At 69.8% G+C, this 17071-nt stretch carries 16 protein-coding genes, 1 rRNA gene and 1 riboswitch; of the genes, 12 read left to right on the top strand and 5 right to left on the bottom strand.

The window, feature by feature from the left end:
• The first annotated feature begins 278 nt into the window (after window positions 1-278).
• The 3 genes from rrf to RF637_RS09285 all read left to right on the top strand — a co-directional run bounded on the left by rrf (window position 279) and on the right by RF637_RS09285 (window position 1991).
• Window positions 279-395 (top strand): 5S ribosomal RNA (gene rrf / locus RF637_RS09295).
• Window positions 396-490: 95 nt separating this feature from the next.
• Window positions 491-1699: an FAD/NAD(P)-binding oxidoreductase gene (locus RF637_RS09290; RefSeq protein ID WP_368844683.1), complete on the top strand. Its 1209-nt coding sequence runs from the start codon at window positions 491-493 to the stop codon at window positions 1697-1699.
• Window positions 1700-1751: 52 nt separating this feature from the next.
• Entirely contained in the window at window positions 1752-1991 is a 240-nt protein-coding gene (locus RF637_RS09285; protein ID WP_368844682.1) for a VOC family protein, read from the top strand.
• 236 nt (window positions 1992-2227) lie between these two features.
• On the opposite strand, the gene RF637_RS09280 is transcribed toward RF637_RS09285, so the two are convergent.
• From RF637_RS09280 to RF637_RS09265, 4 genes are all read right to left on the bottom strand, one after another.
• Window positions 2228-3418: a cystathionine gamma-synthase gene (locus RF637_RS09280; protein WP_144931685.1), complete on the bottom strand. Its 1191-nt coding sequence runs from the start codon at window positions 3416-3418 to the stop codon at window positions 2228-2230.
• 31 nt (window positions 3419-3449) lie between these two features.
• A complete protein-coding gene (locus tag RF637_RS09275) occupies window positions 3450-4757 on the bottom strand; it encodes an aminotransferase class I/II-fold pyridoxal phosphate-dependent enzyme (RefSeq protein ID WP_144998587.1) in 1308 nt (435 codons plus the stop codon).
• Between the two features lie 74 nt (window positions 4758-4831).
• Window positions 4832-7321, bottom strand: a complete 2490-nt coding sequence (metE, locus tag RF637_RS09270; protein WP_368844681.1) for a 5-methyltetrahydropteroyltriglutamate--homocysteine S-methyltransferase — start codon at window positions 7319-7321, stop codon at window positions 4832-4834.
• A gap of 196 nt (window positions 7322-7517) precedes the next feature.
• The gene (locus tag RF637_RS09265) at window positions 7518-8507 is read right to left on the bottom strand and encodes a methylenetetrahydrofolate reductase (RefSeq protein ID WP_144931679.1); all 990 of its coding nucleotides are present in this window, start codon (window positions 8505-8507) and stop codon (window positions 7518-7520) included.
• Between the two features lie 44 nt (window positions 8508-8551).
• Window positions 8552-8668: riboswitch (SAM riboswitch) on the bottom strand.
• Window positions 8669-8717: 49 nt separating this feature from the next.
• Here RF637_RS09265 and RF637_RS09260 point away from each other — a divergent pair.
• Window positions 8718-8987, top strand: a complete 270-nt coding sequence (locus tag RF637_RS09260; RefSeq protein WP_121544252.1) for a hypothetical protein — start codon at window positions 8718-8720, stop codon at window positions 8985-8987.
• 123 nt (window positions 8988-9110) lie between these two features.
• On the opposite strand, the gene RF637_RS09255 is transcribed toward RF637_RS09260, so the two are convergent.
• Window positions 9111-9899: a thermonuclease family protein gene (locus RF637_RS09255; protein ID WP_206479149.1), complete on the bottom strand. Its 789-nt coding sequence runs from the start codon at window positions 9897-9899 to the stop codon at window positions 9111-9113.
• 48 nt (window positions 9900-9947) lie between these two features.
• On the opposite strand from RF637_RS09255, the gene RF637_RS09250 reads away from it, so the two are divergent.
• The 8 genes from RF637_RS09250 (at window position 9948) to RF637_RS09215 (ending at window position 16961) form a co-directional block, all read left to right on the top strand.
• Window positions 9948-10817, top strand: coding sequence for a fructosamine kinase family protein (locus tag RF637_RS09250; protein WP_085106589.1), 870 nt, complete (start codon window positions 9948-9950; stop codon window positions 10815-10817).
• A 172-nt stretch (window positions 10818-10989) separates the two neighbouring features.
• The gene (locus tag RF637_RS09245) at window positions 10990-11496 is read left to right on the top strand and encodes a MarR family winged helix-turn-helix transcriptional regulator (protein WP_144998581.1); all 507 of its coding nucleotides are present in this window, start codon (window positions 10990-10992) and stop codon (window positions 11494-11496) included.
• On the top strand, window positions 11493-12779 hold the full coding sequence (locus RF637_RS09240) for a polyprenyl synthetase family protein (protein WP_260850650.1): 1287 nt from the start codon (window positions 11493-11495) through the stop codon (window positions 12777-12779). Before RF637_RS09245 ends, RF637_RS09240 begins: the two co-directional genes overlap by 4 nt.
• Before the next feature lie 11 nt (window positions 12780-12790).
• The gene (locus RF637_RS09235; protein ID WP_098053666.1) at window positions 12791-13690 is read left to right on the top strand and encodes a phytoene/squalene synthase family protein; all 900 of its coding nucleotides are present in this window, start codon (window positions 12791-12793) and stop codon (window positions 13688-13690) included.
• Entirely contained in the window at window positions 13687-15315 is a 1629-nt protein-coding gene (gene crtI / locus RF637_RS09230; RefSeq protein ID WP_368844680.1) for a phytoene desaturase family protein, read from the top strand. Before RF637_RS09235 ends, crtI begins: the two co-directional genes overlap by 4 nt.
• Window positions 15315-15680 carry a lycopene cyclase domain-containing protein gene (locus RF637_RS09225; protein WP_085106586.1) on the top strand — a complete coding sequence of 122 codons (366 nt, stop codon included), beginning with the start codon at window positions 15315-15317 and terminating at the stop codon, window positions 15678-15680. Before crtI ends, RF637_RS09225 begins: the two co-directional genes overlap by 1 nt.
• Window positions 15677-16096: a lycopene cyclase domain-containing protein gene (locus RF637_RS09220; RefSeq protein ID WP_085106585.1), complete on the top strand. Its 420-nt coding sequence runs from the start codon at window positions 15677-15679 to the stop codon at window positions 16094-16096. Before RF637_RS09225 ends, RF637_RS09220 begins: the two co-directional genes overlap by 4 nt.
• Entirely contained in the window at window positions 16086-16961 is an 876-nt protein-coding gene (locus RF637_RS09215) for a prenyltransferase (protein ID WP_085106584.1), read from the top strand. The genes RF637_RS09220 and RF637_RS09215 overlap by 11 nt, the downstream gene beginning before the upstream one ends.
• Window positions 16962-17071: the final 110 nt, after the last annotated feature.

Raw genomic sequence — 17071 nt, 5'->3', positions numbered from 1 at the left:
GCCAGATGTGGAAGCGTTGCAAGACGTGGAGCTGACTGGTACTAATACACCGAAGACTTCTACACACACAGTTTTCATTCGAAGAATGTGATGTTCGCGTCCACCATGTGGTTGACCACCAACAACCCCCCACCCCCCAGCCTGTGGGCTGATGGGTGGGCTGGGGGTAGTGGTTGGTAATATAATAAAGCTTGGTCCACGAAACACGGGACCCCATGGTTTCATCACCCCACGCATGGTTGCTGGTAGTCACCGTGCACGGGGTTGGTGGCAGGGTTTCCGGTGGTTATAGCGTGGGGGAAACGCCCGGTCCCATCCCGAACCCGGTAGCTAAGACCCACAGCGCTGATGGTACTGCACTCGGAAGGGTGTGGGAGAGTAAGACACCGCCGGGATTAACATGAAAGAAAGAAGTGGTCGAGGCCGCACCCCCTTAGGGGGCGCGGCCTCCCACCATTTAACACACCGGAACGCTGTAGTGTCTGGGGCTATGGCCGTTGAAGCAGCTGTGAAGCCTCCGAACCGAGCGCGCGTCGTCGTGGTGGGCGGTGGCAATGGCGGGATCGCCCTGGCCTCGCGCCTGAATCGCAAGGGCGAGAGCGACGTCGTGATCGTTGAGCCCCGCTCGGAGCATTTCTACCGCCCGCTGTTGTCCTACGTGGGAGCCGGCCTGGCGACCCTGGGCGATGCACGGCGGGAGCAAAGCAAAGTCATGCCGGAGGGATCCACCTGGGTGCGCGACGTCGTGACACGGGTCCATCCCGAACTCTCCACGGTGACCCTGGGCAGCGGCGCGACGATCGGCTACGACCAGCTCGTGCTTGCCGCTGGCTCGCGTCCCGACTGGGACTTCATCCCGGGATCGGCTGAGGCCGTCCTGTCCGAGAACGCGTCCACTAACTATCTGTTCGATCTCGCCCCGAAGACGTGGCGACTCGTGGACGCCGCCACCTCGGGGACCGCTGTGTTCACGATGCCCGACACCACGTGCCCATGTGCGGGGGCCGCCCAGAAGATTCTCTACATGGCGTGCGATCTGTGGCGCAGCCGCGGTGTCCTGGACGACATGCGGGTGGTCCTCACCGTCCCGGAAGACACGATCTTCGGCGTCCCCGTCGTGGACGATGAACTACAACGGGCGATCGACGATTACGGGATCGAGCTACGCACGCGCACCCGTGTCCGGTCGGTGGACTTGAGGACGAGCGCGATCACGATCGAATCCGACGGTGCCACGGAGGACATCTCGTACGACTTCCTGCACCTCACGCCCCCGCACATCGCCCCGGACTGGGTGGTGGATTGCGGCCTTTCCACCGAGGGAGCGCGCGGGTTCGTGGACGTGGATCCCGGGACGCTGCGTCATCGTCAGTACGAGAACGTCTGGGCACTCGGGGACATCGCGGCCACCCCGGGCTCCAGTTCCGGTGGTGCGCTGCGGAAGCAGACACCGGTCGTCGCGCAGAACGTCCTGTCCGCGATGCGCGGGCAGCCCGCCACTGCCCGGTACTCCGGGTACACCGTGAGTCCGTTCACCGTCTCCCGCCGCACGCTGGTGCTGGCGGAGTTCACCGCGGACGGCACCCCCAAGCCCAGCAGCAAGGTGTTCGACCCGCGGAAGGAACGCAGGTCCACGTTCCTCTTCGACCGCTGGGGCCTTCCTTGGATCTACTGGCACCGCATCCTGCGGGGTAAGTGACGCTTCGCGCTCCCCCGCCCGGAGCGACCCCGCACCGATCACCGACCCCGAGGTGGGATCCCATGCAGAAAAGATCATCCCGCATGTGTGGTGCCAGGGCGCCGCGGAGGAAGCAGTCGCGTTCTACCGGAACGCCCTGCCGGACTGCACGCTCGCCGGTTCGTCCCGGCATCCGTCGGAGGGGGTGCCCGATTTCCAGCAGACGTTCGCCGGCGAACTGCTCACCGCGGACCTGCGGATCGGGGACTACCACGTGGTCCTCATCAACGCGGGTAACGCATGCTGGAGATGAAAAAGCTGAGTATCGCGGGGCTGCGCGGGGACTGACTCCGAGGATCCCGCGCGTCTGCCTCTGGGGCGGCCTGCGCAGGTCGTTTCGGTCAGTTGCACCGGGCAGGTGGCCGACGGCTGCATTCTCGGGGGCCACCTGCCCGGGCCAAGATCGACGGTCCCCTGTCCCGTGCCAAGATCGACGGGCACCTGTCCCGGGTCCGGGTCGACGCGTCCCTCTTCCGGGTCAGGACCGGTTCACCTGGCTGCGCCGAGCGCCCGGTCCAGGTCCGCCAGGTGATCCTCGATGTCCTCGATCCCCACAGACAGGCGCACCAGATCCTCGGGAACCTCGTACGGGGTGCCCACCCGGGAACCGTGGGTCATGCTATGGGGCACGCACGCGAGGGACTCTACACCCCCCAGGCTCACCGAGAGGTTGTAGATCTCGGTTTCGCGCACGAACGCGTGGGCGGCCTCGATGCCCCCGGCGGGCCGGAACGAGATGATGCCGCCGAATCCGCCGGTGAGGGTTTGTGCAGCCAGCTCGTGCTGCGGGTGTTCCTCGAGACCGGGGTAGTTGACCTCCAGGACGTCGGAGCGTGAGCGCAGGAAGCGGGCTACCTCCAGCGCATTCGAGCAGTGCCGTTCCATGCGCAGCGGGAGGGTCTTCAACCCCCGGGCCGCGAGGAACGAGTCGAACGGGCCGGCCACCGCGCCCCCGGCGAACTGCTGGAACCCGATGAGCTCGGACAGCGGCTGACCCCGCCACTCGGTGTCACCCACGACCACGGCACCGCCGAGCACGTCCGAGTGCCCGCCGATGTACTTGGTCGTGGAATGCACGACCACGTGGGCGCCGAGGACGAGCGGGTTCTGCAGGGCGGGGGACGCGAAGGTGTTGTCCACGACGAGGAGGGCGTCGGCGTCGTCGGCGACCTGCGCCCACGCGGCGATGTCCGCGACGCGCAACAACGGGTTGGACGGCGTCTCGAGCCACAGGACCTTGGTGCGTCCGGGGAGGACGGTCTCCGCGGCGTCGGACGCGGAGGCGGACGGCACGAAGCCGTGCTCGATACCCCACTTGGACAGCACCTGGTCCACGAGGCGGAACGTGCCGCCGTAGACGTCCGAGGCGAGCACGATGTGATCCCCCGGGGCAAGGACCGCGCGCAACAAGGCGTCCTCCGCGGCCATCCCGGAGGCGAACGCGAAGGCCCGGGTGCCCTGCTCGAGGGAGGCGAGCTGTTCCTCGAAACCGTTGCGTGTGGGATTGGAACCGCGGCTGTATTCGTGGCCCCCGGTGCGGAACTGGTTCACGCCGTCCTGGACGAACGTGGAGGTCTGGTAAATGGGCGGGACCACGGCGCCGGTGGTCGGGTCGGGCTGTTGGCCGTCGTGGATGGCGCGCGTGGCGAGTCCGGGCAGGCGGGTGTCGGTGCGGATCATGGGGTGGTCTCCTTCGGGGGGTGCGGGCAGCTCAGTGGGCCGCGGTGGTCGATGCTGAGCGGGGCTGCGGTGCGTGCGCGGGGGCGATGACCGACAGGGCTTGGAAGAGATCGGCCGTGAGATCGGCTTCGTCCTCGAGCCCCACGCTCACGCGCAGGGTCCGTTCGGTGATCCCGCTCGCGCGGAACTGCTCGGGCGTGAGGCGGCAGTGGGTCATGCTCGCGGGGTGCGCCACGAGGGTGCGGACGTCACCGATGTTGGCCGCGAGTTTGATTAGACGCAACGAGTTCACGGCATGCTCGACCTGTTCCGGGGTTCCCTTGAGGTCGATCGAGAACACGCCGCCCATCCCGCGGTAGCCTCCGGTCTCCCGCAGCTGTTGCTGTCGCGGATCCCCGAAGCGGGGGTGGTGGACACGCTCCACCGCGGGATGCTCGGCCAGGGTGAGGGCGAGTCGCTCCGCCGTGGCGGACTGGCGTTCCACGCGCACACCCAGGGTCGTGATGCCCTGCAGGATCTCGTGGGCCGTGGTCGCGCCCATGCACGGGCCCAGGTCGTTGAGGTACTTGCACCGGGCCACACCCAGCAGCGCACGCCGGGCGCCGAAGACCTCCACGGGGGAACGGTCCCCCCAGCGGTGGTGCTTGCGGGTCAGCCACGGCCACCGTTCGGGGTCCTCGGTGGGGTCGAAGGACCCGGTGTCCACGAGCACACCGCCCAGGGGCCCGCCGTGTCCCGAGAGGTACTTGGTGGCCGAGTGCACCACGAGGTCCGCACCGTGGCGCCCGGGAGTGTAGAGGTGCGGCGTGGCCACGGTGTTGTCCACGATCACGACCACACCGTTGCGGTGCGCGATCTCCGCGATCGCCTCGAGTTCAGGCAGTTCCGTGAGCGGATTGGCCACGGATTCGAGGAAGAACACGCGCGTGCCGGGGCGCAGGGCATCCTCCCACTGCTGCGGTTCGCGGGGATCCGCGAACGTGACCTCCAGGCCCGTGTCCGCGAGGGTGTCCGTGAGCAGGTCCACCGTCCCGCCGTAGATCCGCGAGGAGACGACGACGTGCGCGTCCTTCGCGGGCCCGGTCAGCGTGAGCAAAGCGAGGCTCACCGCGGCTTGTCCCGACGACGTCGCGACCGCGCATTCCCCTCCCTCCAGCCGCGCGACCTCGGCCTCGAGCGCCGCGACGTTCGGATTACCCGTGCGGGCGTACGTGAAACCGCTCGCGCGCTGGGCGAAGACCTCGCGGGCGTCGGCCAGGGTCTCGAACGCGTACGCGGCACTGTGGTGGATGGGCCGGACGATGGGCGTGCCCAGCGGAGCGGGGGTGGCTGCGGTCATGGTCTTCTTCCTTCCTCGGTCCACCCGGTGGCCGCGCGGCGGCGGCCACCGGGTGGACGTTTCCTACGGGTGAATCAGCGCTGCGCCGGAGTATCCGCGGCAGGGGTCGACGACGCGGCGACAGTGACGCTCCCGGACACGGTCGTCGCGTCGTTCGGGTCCACGTTCGCCGGTGCACCTGCGGGCGCGCTGGCCGTCCGAGCGGCGTCGTCGGCGGAGAGTTCCGCGCGCACGGTGACCGTCGCGGCGACCAGCCGGTCCAGTGCGGCCTCGGTCTCGGGCCAGCCGCGGGTCTTCAACCCGCAGTCGGGGTTAACCCACACGCGCTCGGCGCCGATCTCGTGCGCCGCGTGGCGGATGCGCCCCGCGAGCTCCTCGAACGTGGGGACCCGGGGCGAGTGGATGTCCCACACGCCGGGACCCACGTCCCGAGGGAAGTCGGATGCCGCGAGCCCGGTCACGATGCCCGAACCGGAGCGGGACGCCTCGAGCGTGGTGACGTCCGCGTCCAGGGCGTCGATCGCGTCCAGGACGGTCTCGAACTCCGAATAGCACAGGTGGGTGTGGATCTGGGTGTCCGTGGCCGCCCCGCCCGTGGCCAGGCGGAACGCCCCCACGGACCACTCGAGGTACGCCGGGCGCTCGGCCGCCCGCAGCGGCAGCAGCTCGCGCAGCGCGGGCTCGTCCACCTGGATCACGGGCGTTCCCGCGCGCTCGAGATCCGCGATCTCGTCCCGCAGGGCGAGTGCGACCTGGTCGGCGACCTCGGCGGCCGGAGCGTCGTCGCGCACGAAGGACCACGCGAGGATCGTGACCGGCCCGGTCAACATGCCCTTGACGGGGCGCTCGGTCAGGGACGCCGCGTACGAGGTCCAGTCCACCGTGATCGGCGCGGGGCGCGAGACGTCCCCGAACAGGATCGACGGGCGCGTGCAGCGCGATCCATAGGACTGCACCCAGCCGTGCTGCGTGGTCACGAAACCGTCCAGGCCCTCCGCGAAGTACTGCACCATGTCGTTGCGCTCGGGTTCGCCGTGCACCAGGACGTCGAGCCCCAGTTCCTCCTGGACGCGCACCGTGTGGGCGATCTCCGCGCGGATCGCGTCCGTGTACTCGGCCTCCGTGATCCGCCCCGCGCGGTGGTCCGCCCGGGTCTTGCGGATCTGCGGCGTCTGCGGGAAGGATCCGATGGTCGTGGTGGGCAGCACGGGCAAGCGCAGACGTTCGCGCTGGGCAGCGCGGCGCTGTTCGGCGTCCGCGCGCTGGCGGTCCGCGTCCTGCACCGCGGCGGTGCGCTCGCGGATCTCGGCCTTGTGAGTTGCCGGGTGCTCGGCGCGGGCCGCGCGGATCGTGGCGTCCTCGTCCAGGGTGTCCCGGATGGCATCCCAGCCGTGCTCGACGCCGCGCGCGAGCCCGACCACCTCGGTCACCTTCTGGTCCGCGAACGCGACCCAGCTGGTGACGTCCGGATCCAGTGCGGTCTCGCGGGCGACGTCGTGCGGGACGTGCAGCAGCGGCGTCGCGGTGCCCACGGCCACCGGCCCGCGGGCCGCGGCGCGCAGCCGGTCCAGGGTCTCGACGGCGCGCGCGAGGTCGGTGCGCCACACGGTGCGTCCGCCCACGACGCCGCCCACGACGGGGCGTTCGCCCCATGCCTCGAGTGCCTTCTTGCCGGGGACGTCCCCGCGGTCGAGGTCGATGGCCAGGGCGTCGACGTTCGTGTGGGCCAGGGCGAGCTGGGCGTCCTCGCCAGCATCGCCGTAGCCCACGGTCACGAGGATCGCGGGGCGCTGTTGCTCGTTCGAAAGTTGGGTGTAGGCGCTCTCGAGGGCGGCCACGAGTTCGGTGCGTTCCACGCTCCACCCGTCCGCGGCGAGGGCCGGCTCGTCGAGTTGCACCCATTCGACGCCGGCCTCAGCCAGGGCTCGCAGGATCGCGGCGTATTCGGCCACGACGTCGTCGAGGCGCTGCAGGGGGTGACTTGCGACGGCATCGGTGGTCTCGGGGCGTGAGAGCAAGAGCAGGCTCACGGGGCCCACGAGGACCGGGCGGGTGGTGATCCCGGTGGTCCCGAGGGTCGTCCGGTAGCGGGACACGAGGCTCTCGGGGTTCGCACGCAACGGGGTGTCCGGGCCGATCTCGGGTACGTAGTAGTGGTAGTTGGTGTCGAACCACTTGGTCATCTCGAGCGGCTCCAACCGATCGGTGCCGCGGGACAACGCCGTGATCAGCTCGATCCCGCGGGGCGTGTCCGGGGCGGCGGGCTCGTAGCCGTCCGCGATAAACCGCGCGGGAACCGCGCCCAGCGCCAGGGACGTGTCCAGGACGTGGTCCACCGCGAACCCCTCGGACGGCACCGCGTGATCCGTGGTGAGGCCGAGTTCGGACAATCGCGTGGCGGTGCGCTCACGCAACCGGGCGAGGGTGTCCAGCACGGTGGTGGCGGGGTGCTGTTGCGGGTCCTTCCAGTAGGACTCGAGTGCGCGCTTGAGCTCGCGGTCGGGGCCGATGCGGGGGTAGCCCAGGATCGTGGCGGCGGGGAACGGGACGGGCTGGGTGCTCATGGGAACTCCTCGGAGCTGGTGTGGGGTATGGCGGTTAGGGGTGTGATGAACCGCGGCAACGGGTGTGCTCCGGCGCGGCGGGGTAAGGGGAACGTCACCGTGGGTGGTGCCGCTACGAACGGTTTTCGGCCTGCCCGGATGTGGCGGTCGAAGCCAACACGAGCGGTTCACGGGTCGGTCGGGGCTGGTGCGGCGGTCAGGCCGCGGGGCTGCGGCCTCGGTATTCACGAGCGGCATCCCGGACCCGCAGGTGCTCCAGGATGGTCAGCGCCGCCTCGGGGCGGTTGAACGTGTAGAGGTGGAAACCGGCGCAGCCCAGATCCATGAGATCGTCGATCAGGGACAGGGTGGCCGCGACCCCGCGGTGGCGCAGTTCTTCGGGAGTGTCGGCGCGCAGGAACCGGGTGAGGCGTTCCGGGACCCGGACCCCGGTGATCTCGGTCATGCGCTGCAACCGTTGCGGGTTGCTCAGCGGCATGAGCCCGGCGACCACGGGGATGTGGATGCCCTCCGAGCGCGCGCGTTCCAGGAACGTGGCGTAGTCCTCGGGTTCGTAGAGCACCTGCGTGATCGCGTAGTCCGCGCCGGCCTCCTGCTTGTCCCACAGGGACGCGAGATCCGCCTCGAAGTCGCGGCCTCGCGCGGGGGACGGGTAACACGCCACCGACACGGACAGCGGCCGCTGACCCGGGCGGAACCCGGTGCCGAAGCGACGTCGTTCGACGTCCCGGATCAGCTCCACCAGTTGGGAGGCCCGGCCCAGGCCACCCGCGGGGGTCCGCCATTCCCCGGTACCCAGGGGCGGGTCGCCGCGCAGCGCGAGGAGGTCGCGAACGCCGTCGTCCAGCAACTGGTCCACGGCGCGCTCGAGACCCGCGCGGTCCGTGCCACCGCACGTGAAGTGCGCCATGACCGGGGTCTTGGTCGCGCGGCGCAGGTGGCGCAGCGCCTCGCGGGAGACACCGTGATGGCCGGCGTGACCGTGGGTGACGGAGAAGAAATCCGGCCCGGCCTGGGCCATGGCGTCGATGTTGCGCCACACAGTGTCCGGGTCCGCGGTGGGCCGCGGCGGGAACACTTCGAACGAGACGAGCGTGGAGCGGCGCGGGCGCCGGACCAGCCAGGACGTCCCCGTGGGCGGGCCAGTCACGGGCGCGGGTTCTGACGCTGCGAGGGGTGCGGGCATATAAAAAATCCTCCGGCGTTAGGACGCCGGAGGATGAGCTCCGAGCGCCGTACTTGCCGACCACGCGGTTGCGCGGCGGCCGGATCCTCATCTGGGGCACCCCACTACAGCTGGAGGGTTGCCGCCCGGTTAGCCAGAGCTTCGCACCGGGACTCATGATCCTTTGTTACGAGCGAGCGTAGCACAGCCTCGTGACGAGGCCCACGAACGATGACGGAACCGCCGGCCTCCCGCCGCGCTCGTCTTCCCAAGCGGGCTGAATGGACCGCACGGGGGCACCTGGGCCCTGCCGTGGTCATCCTGCCCCACGACGTGCAGGACATGAAGATGCCCGAGTTGGGACCCGAGAACTGGGTCTCGCGCTCGATAGCCGCGGCGCCGGCCGCGGGCGGGTCCGCGTCCTCTCAGGCACCCGCTCCGACGACGACGCCGTCCCCCTTGCGCAGCGCGACCGCCAACCCCGGTCGTCACGAACCCTGAGTTCGGGCCGCCGTGCATCCGGCGGCTCGCCGGTGCACCCGCGTGACGAAAGCGCGGCGAAAAGCAGGGACGCCCACCCGGTCAACCGACCGGGTGGGCGTGCCTTGGCGTGTCATCAGCAACTCAGCATGGGTGCCAGACCTTTCCTCCCGGTTCGTAGCACCGGGGGCCGGTGTAACCGGGATAACCGCCATCACTCTCGGGAGCCGGGGGCACGTGGGGTGCCGCCGGCAGCTGCGGGGCAGCAGGTACCCGGGGCGCGGCCGGTAGCTGAGGTGCCGCGGGCTGCGCGGGGGCGGGGTTGTAGTTGTAGTTCGGTTGCGGAGCGGGATTGGGTTGGGGTGCCGGATCGCCCACGGCGACCTCGTCCTCCACGACCGCGGGAGGCGCCTCGAGCGTCGGCGTGGGAGTGGGCGTGGAGGACGAGGTGGGACTCGGCGTCGCGCTCGGGCTCGCGGTGCTCGGAGTTGTGGTGCCGGGGGATGCGGATTCCCCCGGCGGCGCGCAGTCCTGCTTCGGGTCGAAGAAACCGACCTGCATGGCCTGGGCCACGTTGTACGCGCTGTCCATCTCTCGCCGGTACGTGCTGTTGGCGCCCACGGTCATGGGCGTTGCCAGGCCCGCCTTGACGAGTGCCTGGTTGACGTTCAACCCGTCGTCGTCGCGGGTCACTCGGGCGAGGGTGCGGCCGTAGCGGTCCGTGCGTTCCACGTCGTAGTCCAGGTGGATCGTGGATCCCTTGGGCAGTAGGTCCTCAAGCTTGGCCGTGGCCTCGTCCGCGAGGCACTCGCCGGGCTGACCGTCCCGCGCGACCTCCGGGGTATTGATGTTCAGCAGCCGCACCCGTGTGGACTTTCCCGCGATCGTGGCGTCCAGGGTGTCCCCGTCCACCACGCGTTCCACTGTGGCCACTGAGTCGTCCGGGGTGGTGCGCAGTGCGGCATGGTGTAGACAAGACGCATGGCCACCATCGATGAGCTTCCCGGTGAGATTGTCGCGGACCTGCGCGTGAGCGATGCCCGTCCCCTGAGCGGCGGGGACACCGCCCGCGCCTACTGGCTCGAGACCCCGGACGGGCCCCTGTTCGCCAAGACCATGCCGGGTGCCCCGGCGGGTGTGTTGGCGTTGGAGGCGGCGGGACTCGAGGCGCTGCGCGCCGTCGCCCCCGCCGAGGTGCGGGTGCCCAGGGTGCATCACGTGGGCGATGAGGCCCTGGTGCTCGAGTGGATCGACGAGGGTCCCGGACGGCAGGACCGTGCCACGGAACGCAGCATGGGTGCTGGTCTCGCGGCCATCCACCGCGCGCGAGCCCCGCACGTCGGGTGGCTCTCGGCGGAGCTGCCGGAACGCATCGGCTCGTTCCCGGTGGATCTCACGCCCACGGACGACTGGGCCGACTTCCTGTTACACCGCCGCATCGAGCCGTTGCTGCGCGCGGCGATCGACGCGGGACACCTGGACCCCGCGGCGTCGGACCTGCTGGCGCGCTTGGCGCCGCGAGCGGACGAACTCGCGGGCCCTCCCGAACCCCCGAGCCTGCTGCACGGTGACCTGTGGGCAGGCAACCGCGTGGTGGATCGCAACGGGACGAACTGGCTCATCGATCCGTCCTCGTTCTACGGACACCGCGAGTACGACCTGGCCATGATGCAGCTCTTCGGCGGTTTCGGGCGGGAATGCTTCGCGGCGTACGACGACGCCTACCCCCTCGCGGACGGCTGGCACGACCGGGTGCCGTGGTACCAGTTGCCGCCGCTGCTGGTGCATGCGATCAGGTTCGACGGTGGTTACGGCGGGGCGGTCCTACGGGCCCTGCGCAGTCTGATGTGACACTACGGGGCGCGTCCATCACCCGCTGAGGACAGGGCGTTCTCGGCCGATGACTGCTACAAGGCAGGTGCGGACAACGTTTTCCACCCGCGTGACATGGTTGGACACGTCCCCCGCACGTGCAGCATGATGTTTACTAGATTGTCTAGTTATCCACAACGCGAGGGACGCGATGGAGAGCAGTGCAACGTGGTACGGGCCGGTGAGCCCGCAGTCGCGTGCGCTGCGCCGGGTGGTCGTGCTCAACGCGGAGATCGCGTACGAGATCCGCCGCATCTTGGGGCTCAAGGGAACCGATTACGCGGCCATGGTCATGCTCATAGTCCATTCCATGGGGCCCACGGAACTGGCTCACGCGCTGCACATCACGACGGCCTCCGCGACCGCGGTGGTGGACCGACTGGTGCGCGCGGGTCACGTGGTCCGGGAGCCCGTGGAGGGGGATCGACGCCGGATGACTGTGCGCGCGGTGACCTCGTCCAGGGAGCGGACCCGGGAGCACGTCGTGCCGGTAATCGGGATGGTCGAGGACGAGCTCGACGCCCTGGACGAGCCCGGGCGTGAGGCCGTCCTCCGGTTCCTGAGAGGTACCGAGTCCCGTCTGGAGGAGTACTTGGAAGACTTGCGCGGGCGCGCGGACCAGGCGTCCCAGGACGATCCCGGGGCGGGTGGGTCATGACCGAACGCGTACGCACCGCCCGGTCCCGTGAATCCCACCGAGCGGCTCCCGGGATCCCGTCCGTTACCGATCCTGGGGCCTCCCCGAGTGTCGCCCCCGCCGACGACGCCGCCTGGCGCCGTTTCCGCACCGCCGTGGGGGAAGAGCTGGACGCGTTCTTCGCGGCCCCCGCGAATCGAGTTCCCACGAGCCCGGGTTTCGGGGTGCTGTGGGAGCGGGTGCGCGAGCACATGGTGGGCGGCAAGCTCATCCGGCCGCGACTGACGTGGATCGCGTGGTCCTCCTTCGCCGGGGGCGCGGGGGATGGATCGAGCGCGCCTGACCCGCTCGTCGCGCCGGACGCCGGGGATGCCGAGGAGACGCCGGGTGTGCGCGATGCGGCCGGAGACGGGAACCACACGGCGGGCGACCGGGAGACAGAGGTGCCGGACCCCGAGTGCGTGCGCCTGGCGGCGTCGTTCGAGATGCTGCACGCGGCCCTGCTGGTCCACGACGACGTGGTGGACCGCGACTGGCTGCGCCGGGGCATGCCCACGGTGGGAGAGCTGTTCCGCCGTGACGCGGCCCGCGCCGGCGCACCCGAGCACGAAGCGGAACACGCGGGGGCCTCGGCGGCGATCCTCGCGGGGGACCTGTTGTTGGCGGGGGCACTGCGGCTCGCGACCACGTGCGCATCGGACCTCGCGCGGTGTCGCGCCGTGGCGGACGTGGTGTTCGACGCCGTGACCGCCTCCGCGGCCGGGGAGCTGGATGACGTGCTGTTGTCCCTGCATCGCTTCGGCGCCGAGCACCCCGGGGTGCAGGACATCCTGGACATGGAGCGGCTCAAGACCGCCACGTATTCGTTCGAGGCCCCGCTGCGGGCCGGCGCACTGCTCGCGGGTGCTCCCGCGGACGTCGCGGAGCGGCTGGCCCAGGCCGGCGCCATGCTGGGCGTGGGGTACCAGGTGGTGGACGACGTCCTGGGGACGTTCGGTGACCCGGGACTGACCGGCAAATCGGTGGACGCGGATCTACGTTCGGGCAAGGCCACCGTGCTCACCGCCCACGGGATGGGGGTACCCACGGTCCGCCGGGTCCTCAGGGACCTCGCGGCGGAACGCACCACGGTGCATCACGCGCGGGAAGCGCTCACGGCCTCCGGCGCCAAGGACGTGGCCGTGGAACTGGCCACGGATCTCGTGGACCGCGCCCGGACCACCCTGGACGAACTGCCCCTGCCCGCGGCGCAGCGCGATCAGCTCGTCGCGCTGTGCCACCACGTCCTGAACAGACACTCGTAGTGAGGACCCCCATGCCGGATTCGGACGCGCCGCCCCTCTCGTCGCTTCGCCTGTATACCGCCACGGCCCTCGCGGCCTCCGGGTCGGTCATCGGCCGGTACTCTACATCCTTCTCGCTGGCGTGCCGCACTCTGCCGCCCGCCGTGCGCCGGGACATCGCGGGGATCTACGCGCTTGTACGCGTCGCGGATGAGGTCGTGGACGGCACCGCGGGCGCCGCGGGCCTCGAAGCCGCCCGCGTGCGCACCGCCCTGGACGGGTACGAAGCGGCTGTGAACTCGGCCCTGGCCACGGGATTCGCCACGGACCTGGTGATCCACGGCTTCGCGGACGTCGCCCGCCGTCACGGTTTCGGGCGGGAGCTGACCGAACCGTTCTTCGCGTCCATGCGCGCCGACCTGGACGTGGCCGAGCACGACGGCGCGTCGCTCGAGTCGTACATCTACGGTTCCGCGGAGGTCGTGGGACTCATGTGCCTCGAGGTGTTCATGGACATGCCCGGCACACGGGCGGACACCCCTGAGCAGCGGGACATGCTGCGGGCCACGGCCCGTCGGCTGGGAGCGGCCTTCCAGAAGGTGAATTTCCTGCGTGACCTCGGGGCGGACCACGACCAGCTCGGTCGCACGTATTTCCCGGGCGCGGACCCCGCCCACTTGGACGAGACCCAGAAGGCGCAGCTGCTCGCGGACCTCAATGCGGATCTCGACGCCGCGATGCCCGGGATCCTGGCCCTGGACCGGCGCGCTCGCCGGGCAGTCCTGATTGCGCACGGACTGTTCGCGGAACTGTCCCGGCGGATCGAACGCGTCCCCGCGCGGGAACTGACCAGACAACGCATCAGCGTGCCCACCGCGGTGAAACTGCGGATCGCGGCGCGCTCCCTCTCGGATTCGGTGGTGACACGATGACACGGACGGTGGTGATCGGCGGCGGTTTCGCGGGCCTGGCCACGGCGGGGCTGCTCGCCCAGGACGGGCACCGCGTGACCCTTCTGGAACAACAGGACATCCTGGGTGGGCGCTCCGGGCGGTGGTCCGCGGAGGGCTTCTCGTTCGACACCGGCCCCAGCTGGTACCTCATGCCGGAGGTCATCGACCGGTGGTTCCGGCTCATGGGCTCCAGCGCCGCAGCAGAACTGGACCTGCGCACCCTGAGCCCGGGCTACCGCACGTTCTTCGAGGAGCACCTGGACGAGCCACCGACGGACGTGGTCAGCGGGCACGCGGAGGAACTGTTCGAGCAACTGGACCCGGGATCCTCCCGTGCGCTGCGCATGTACCTGGACTCCGGCGCGGAGGTCTACGAGCTCGCCAAGAAGTACTTTCTCTACACGGATTTCGCGCACCCCCGTGAGCTCATGACCCCGCAGGTGCTCAAGAACCTCCCGCGGCTCGGCACACTGCTGACCCGGTCCATGAAGGGCTACATCGACCAGCGGTTCACCGATCCGCGGGAACGCCAGATCCTGGGGTACCCCGCGGTGTTCCTGGGCGCCTCGCCCTCGAGTGCTCCGGCCATGTACCACCTCATGAGTCACCTCGATCTCACGGACGGAGTGCAGTACCCCGTGGGTGGGTTCAGCGCGCTCGTGGACGCGATGGCCGAGCTGGTGCGCGCGGCCGGGGTCGAGATCGTGACCGGGGCGACCGTCACGGGGATCGACGTCGAGCGGGCACCGCGCTCCGTGCGTTCCCAGGTGGCTGCCGCCCGTTCACGACGTCGCTCGGCCGGCTCCGTGCGCGGCGTACGTTACCGTGCGACGTCATCGGCCTCGAATGCGCCGCGGACGGCGGCCGACGGTGCGGAGACCACCGTGCCCGCCGATCTCGTGGTGGGTGCCACGGACCTGCACCACATCCAGACCAGGTTGCTGCCCGAACGGTACCGGGCCCCGGAATCGCGGTGGAAGCGCCGGGACCCGGGGCCGTCCGGGGTGCTCGTGTGCCTGGGCGTGCGGGGGAAATTGCCGCAATTGGCCCACCACAACCTGCTGTTCACGGCGGACTGGGACGACAACTTCGCGCGCATCGGTACCGGGCGGGAGCTCGCGGAGAAGACCTCGATCTACGTGTCCATGACGTCGGCCACGGACCCCGCCACTGCGCCCGAGGGGGACGAGAACCTCTTCATCCTGGTGCCCGCACCGGCCGTCCCCGAGTGGGGTCGCGGCGGGATCAGCACGCCGGAACGCCACGAACCGGGTTCGGAACAGGTCGAGCGGGTCGCGGACGCGGCCGTGGCGCAACTGGCCCGCTGGGCGAAGATCCCGGATCTCGAGTCCCGGGTCGTGGTGCGGCGCACGTACGGGCCGGGGGACTTCGTCGCCCAGTTCAACGCGTGGCGCGGTTCCCTCCTGGGCCCCGGTCACACGCTCGGCCAGTCCGCGATGCTGCGCCCCGGTGTGACCGATCCCGGGATCCGGGGCCTGTTCTACGCGGGGTCCTCGGTGCGCCCGGGGATCGGCGTGCCCATGTGCTTGATCTCATCCCAGGTGGTGTGGGACGCCATCCGCGAGGACAGCGGGGTGTCCTGATGTATTTGCTCATGCTGCTCGTGTTCCTGGGGTGCTACGCGCTGATCGACCGGCGGTGGAACCTCTACTTCTGGTCGGGGCACAAACTGCGGGCGTGGCTCGTGCTCGTCGTGGGGGTCCTGTTCTTCCTCGCGTGGGACGTTGTGGGGATCGTCAACGGGCTGTTCTGGCACGGCGAGAACTCGCTGACCCTGGGGATCTTGGTGGCCCCCGAACTGCCCCTCGAAGAGGTCTTCTTCCTGGCATTCCTGTGCTACCAGACCATGATCTACGTGCTCGGGGCACCCGTGCTGTGGCGGTGGCTGCGCGACCGGCGGGGCACCGCGGCGGCGTCGTCCGAACTGCGAGGAGGTCACGGAGCGTGACGTACTGGAGCGTGAACTTCATCTTCTTGGGCATCTCGGCGGTGGTGCTGCTCGTGGCCGTGCTCGTGCGGCGGCCGCGGGGGCTGTTCTGGGGATCCCTGGTGGCGTCCTTCGTGCTGCTCGGGGTGCTCACCGCGATCTTCGACAACCTCATGATCGCCGCCGGGATCATGACCTACACGGAGCACAACATCTCCGGCGTGCAGATCGGACTGGCCCCGCTCGAGGACTTCGCGTACCCGTTCGCGGGGGTGCTCCTGCTGCCGGCGCTGTGGTTGTTGCTCGGTGGTGCCCGCCAAGAACGCGGTGCCCGTGAAGAACGTCGTGCCGGCGACGGACGCGGGTCGCACGACGGACGCGGCGCTCGCGGTGCCCGAACGCCGGAGGCTGAGGAAAGGGGAGTCCGTGCTGAGTAAGCTCTTCTGGGCCTCGCGCCCCCTGAGCTGGGTGAACACCGCGTACCCGTTCACCGCGGCGGTGCTGCTGACCAGGGGCATCCCGTGGTGGCTCGTGGTGCTCGGCACGGTGTTCTTCCTGGTGCCCTACAACCTGGCCATGTACGGCATCAACGACGTCTTCGACTACGAGTCCGATCTGCGCAATCCCCGCAAGGGCGGCGTGGAGGGTGCCGTGGTGGACCGTGCCGCGCAACGCCCCGTGTTGCTGGCCTCGTGCCTGGTCCCGGTGCCCTTCGTCCTGGTGCTCCTGGGCTACGCGGTGGCCACGGGCAACTGGGTGTCCATCGCGGTACTCGCGGTCTCGCTGTTCGCCGTGGTGGCGTACTCGTGGGCCGGGCTGCGGTTCAAGGAACGCCCGTTCGTGGACGCGATGACGAGTGCCACCCACTTCGTCTCGCCCGCGGTCTACGGCCTGACGCTGGCGGGCGCCACGTTCACACCGGGACTGTGGGCGCTGCTCATCGGGTTCTTCCTGTGGGGCATGGCCTCCCAGATGTTCGGCGCGGTCCAGGACGTGGTCCCGGACCGGGAGGGCGGACTCGCGTCCGTGGCCACGGTGCTCGGGGCCCGGCCCACCGTATGGGTGGCCGCGCTGCTGTACGCCCTGGCGGGTGGGCTCATGATGTTCACCGAGTGGCCAGGCCAGCTCGCCGCACTGCTCGCGGTGCCGTACCTGCTCAACGTGCTGCGCTTCAGCGGTGTCACGGACACCGATTCCGGGCGGGCCAACGCGGGATGGAAGACCTTCCTGTGGTTGAACTACCTCACCGGTTTCCTGGTGACCATGCTGCTCATCTGGTGGGCCGCGGTGCGCCCGGTGTGACCCCGGCCGGTCGCTCGACGCCGCTCGTCCCCTCGCGGGGGCGGGCGGCGTCGTCGTTCTCGTCCTGATCCGATCCGTGAACCCTTGACCGCCTCGCCGGTTATGTGGTT

The sequence above is a fragment of the Kocuria sp. CPCC 204721 genome, from assembly GCF_040980945.1.
Classification (GTDB): Bacteria; Actinomycetota; Actinomycetes; order Actinomycetales; family Micrococcaceae; genus Kocuria; species Kocuria marina.
The sequence above is the reverse complement of the archived record's forward strand: the minus strand, read 5'-3'. Positions and strand labels throughout refer to the sequence as shown.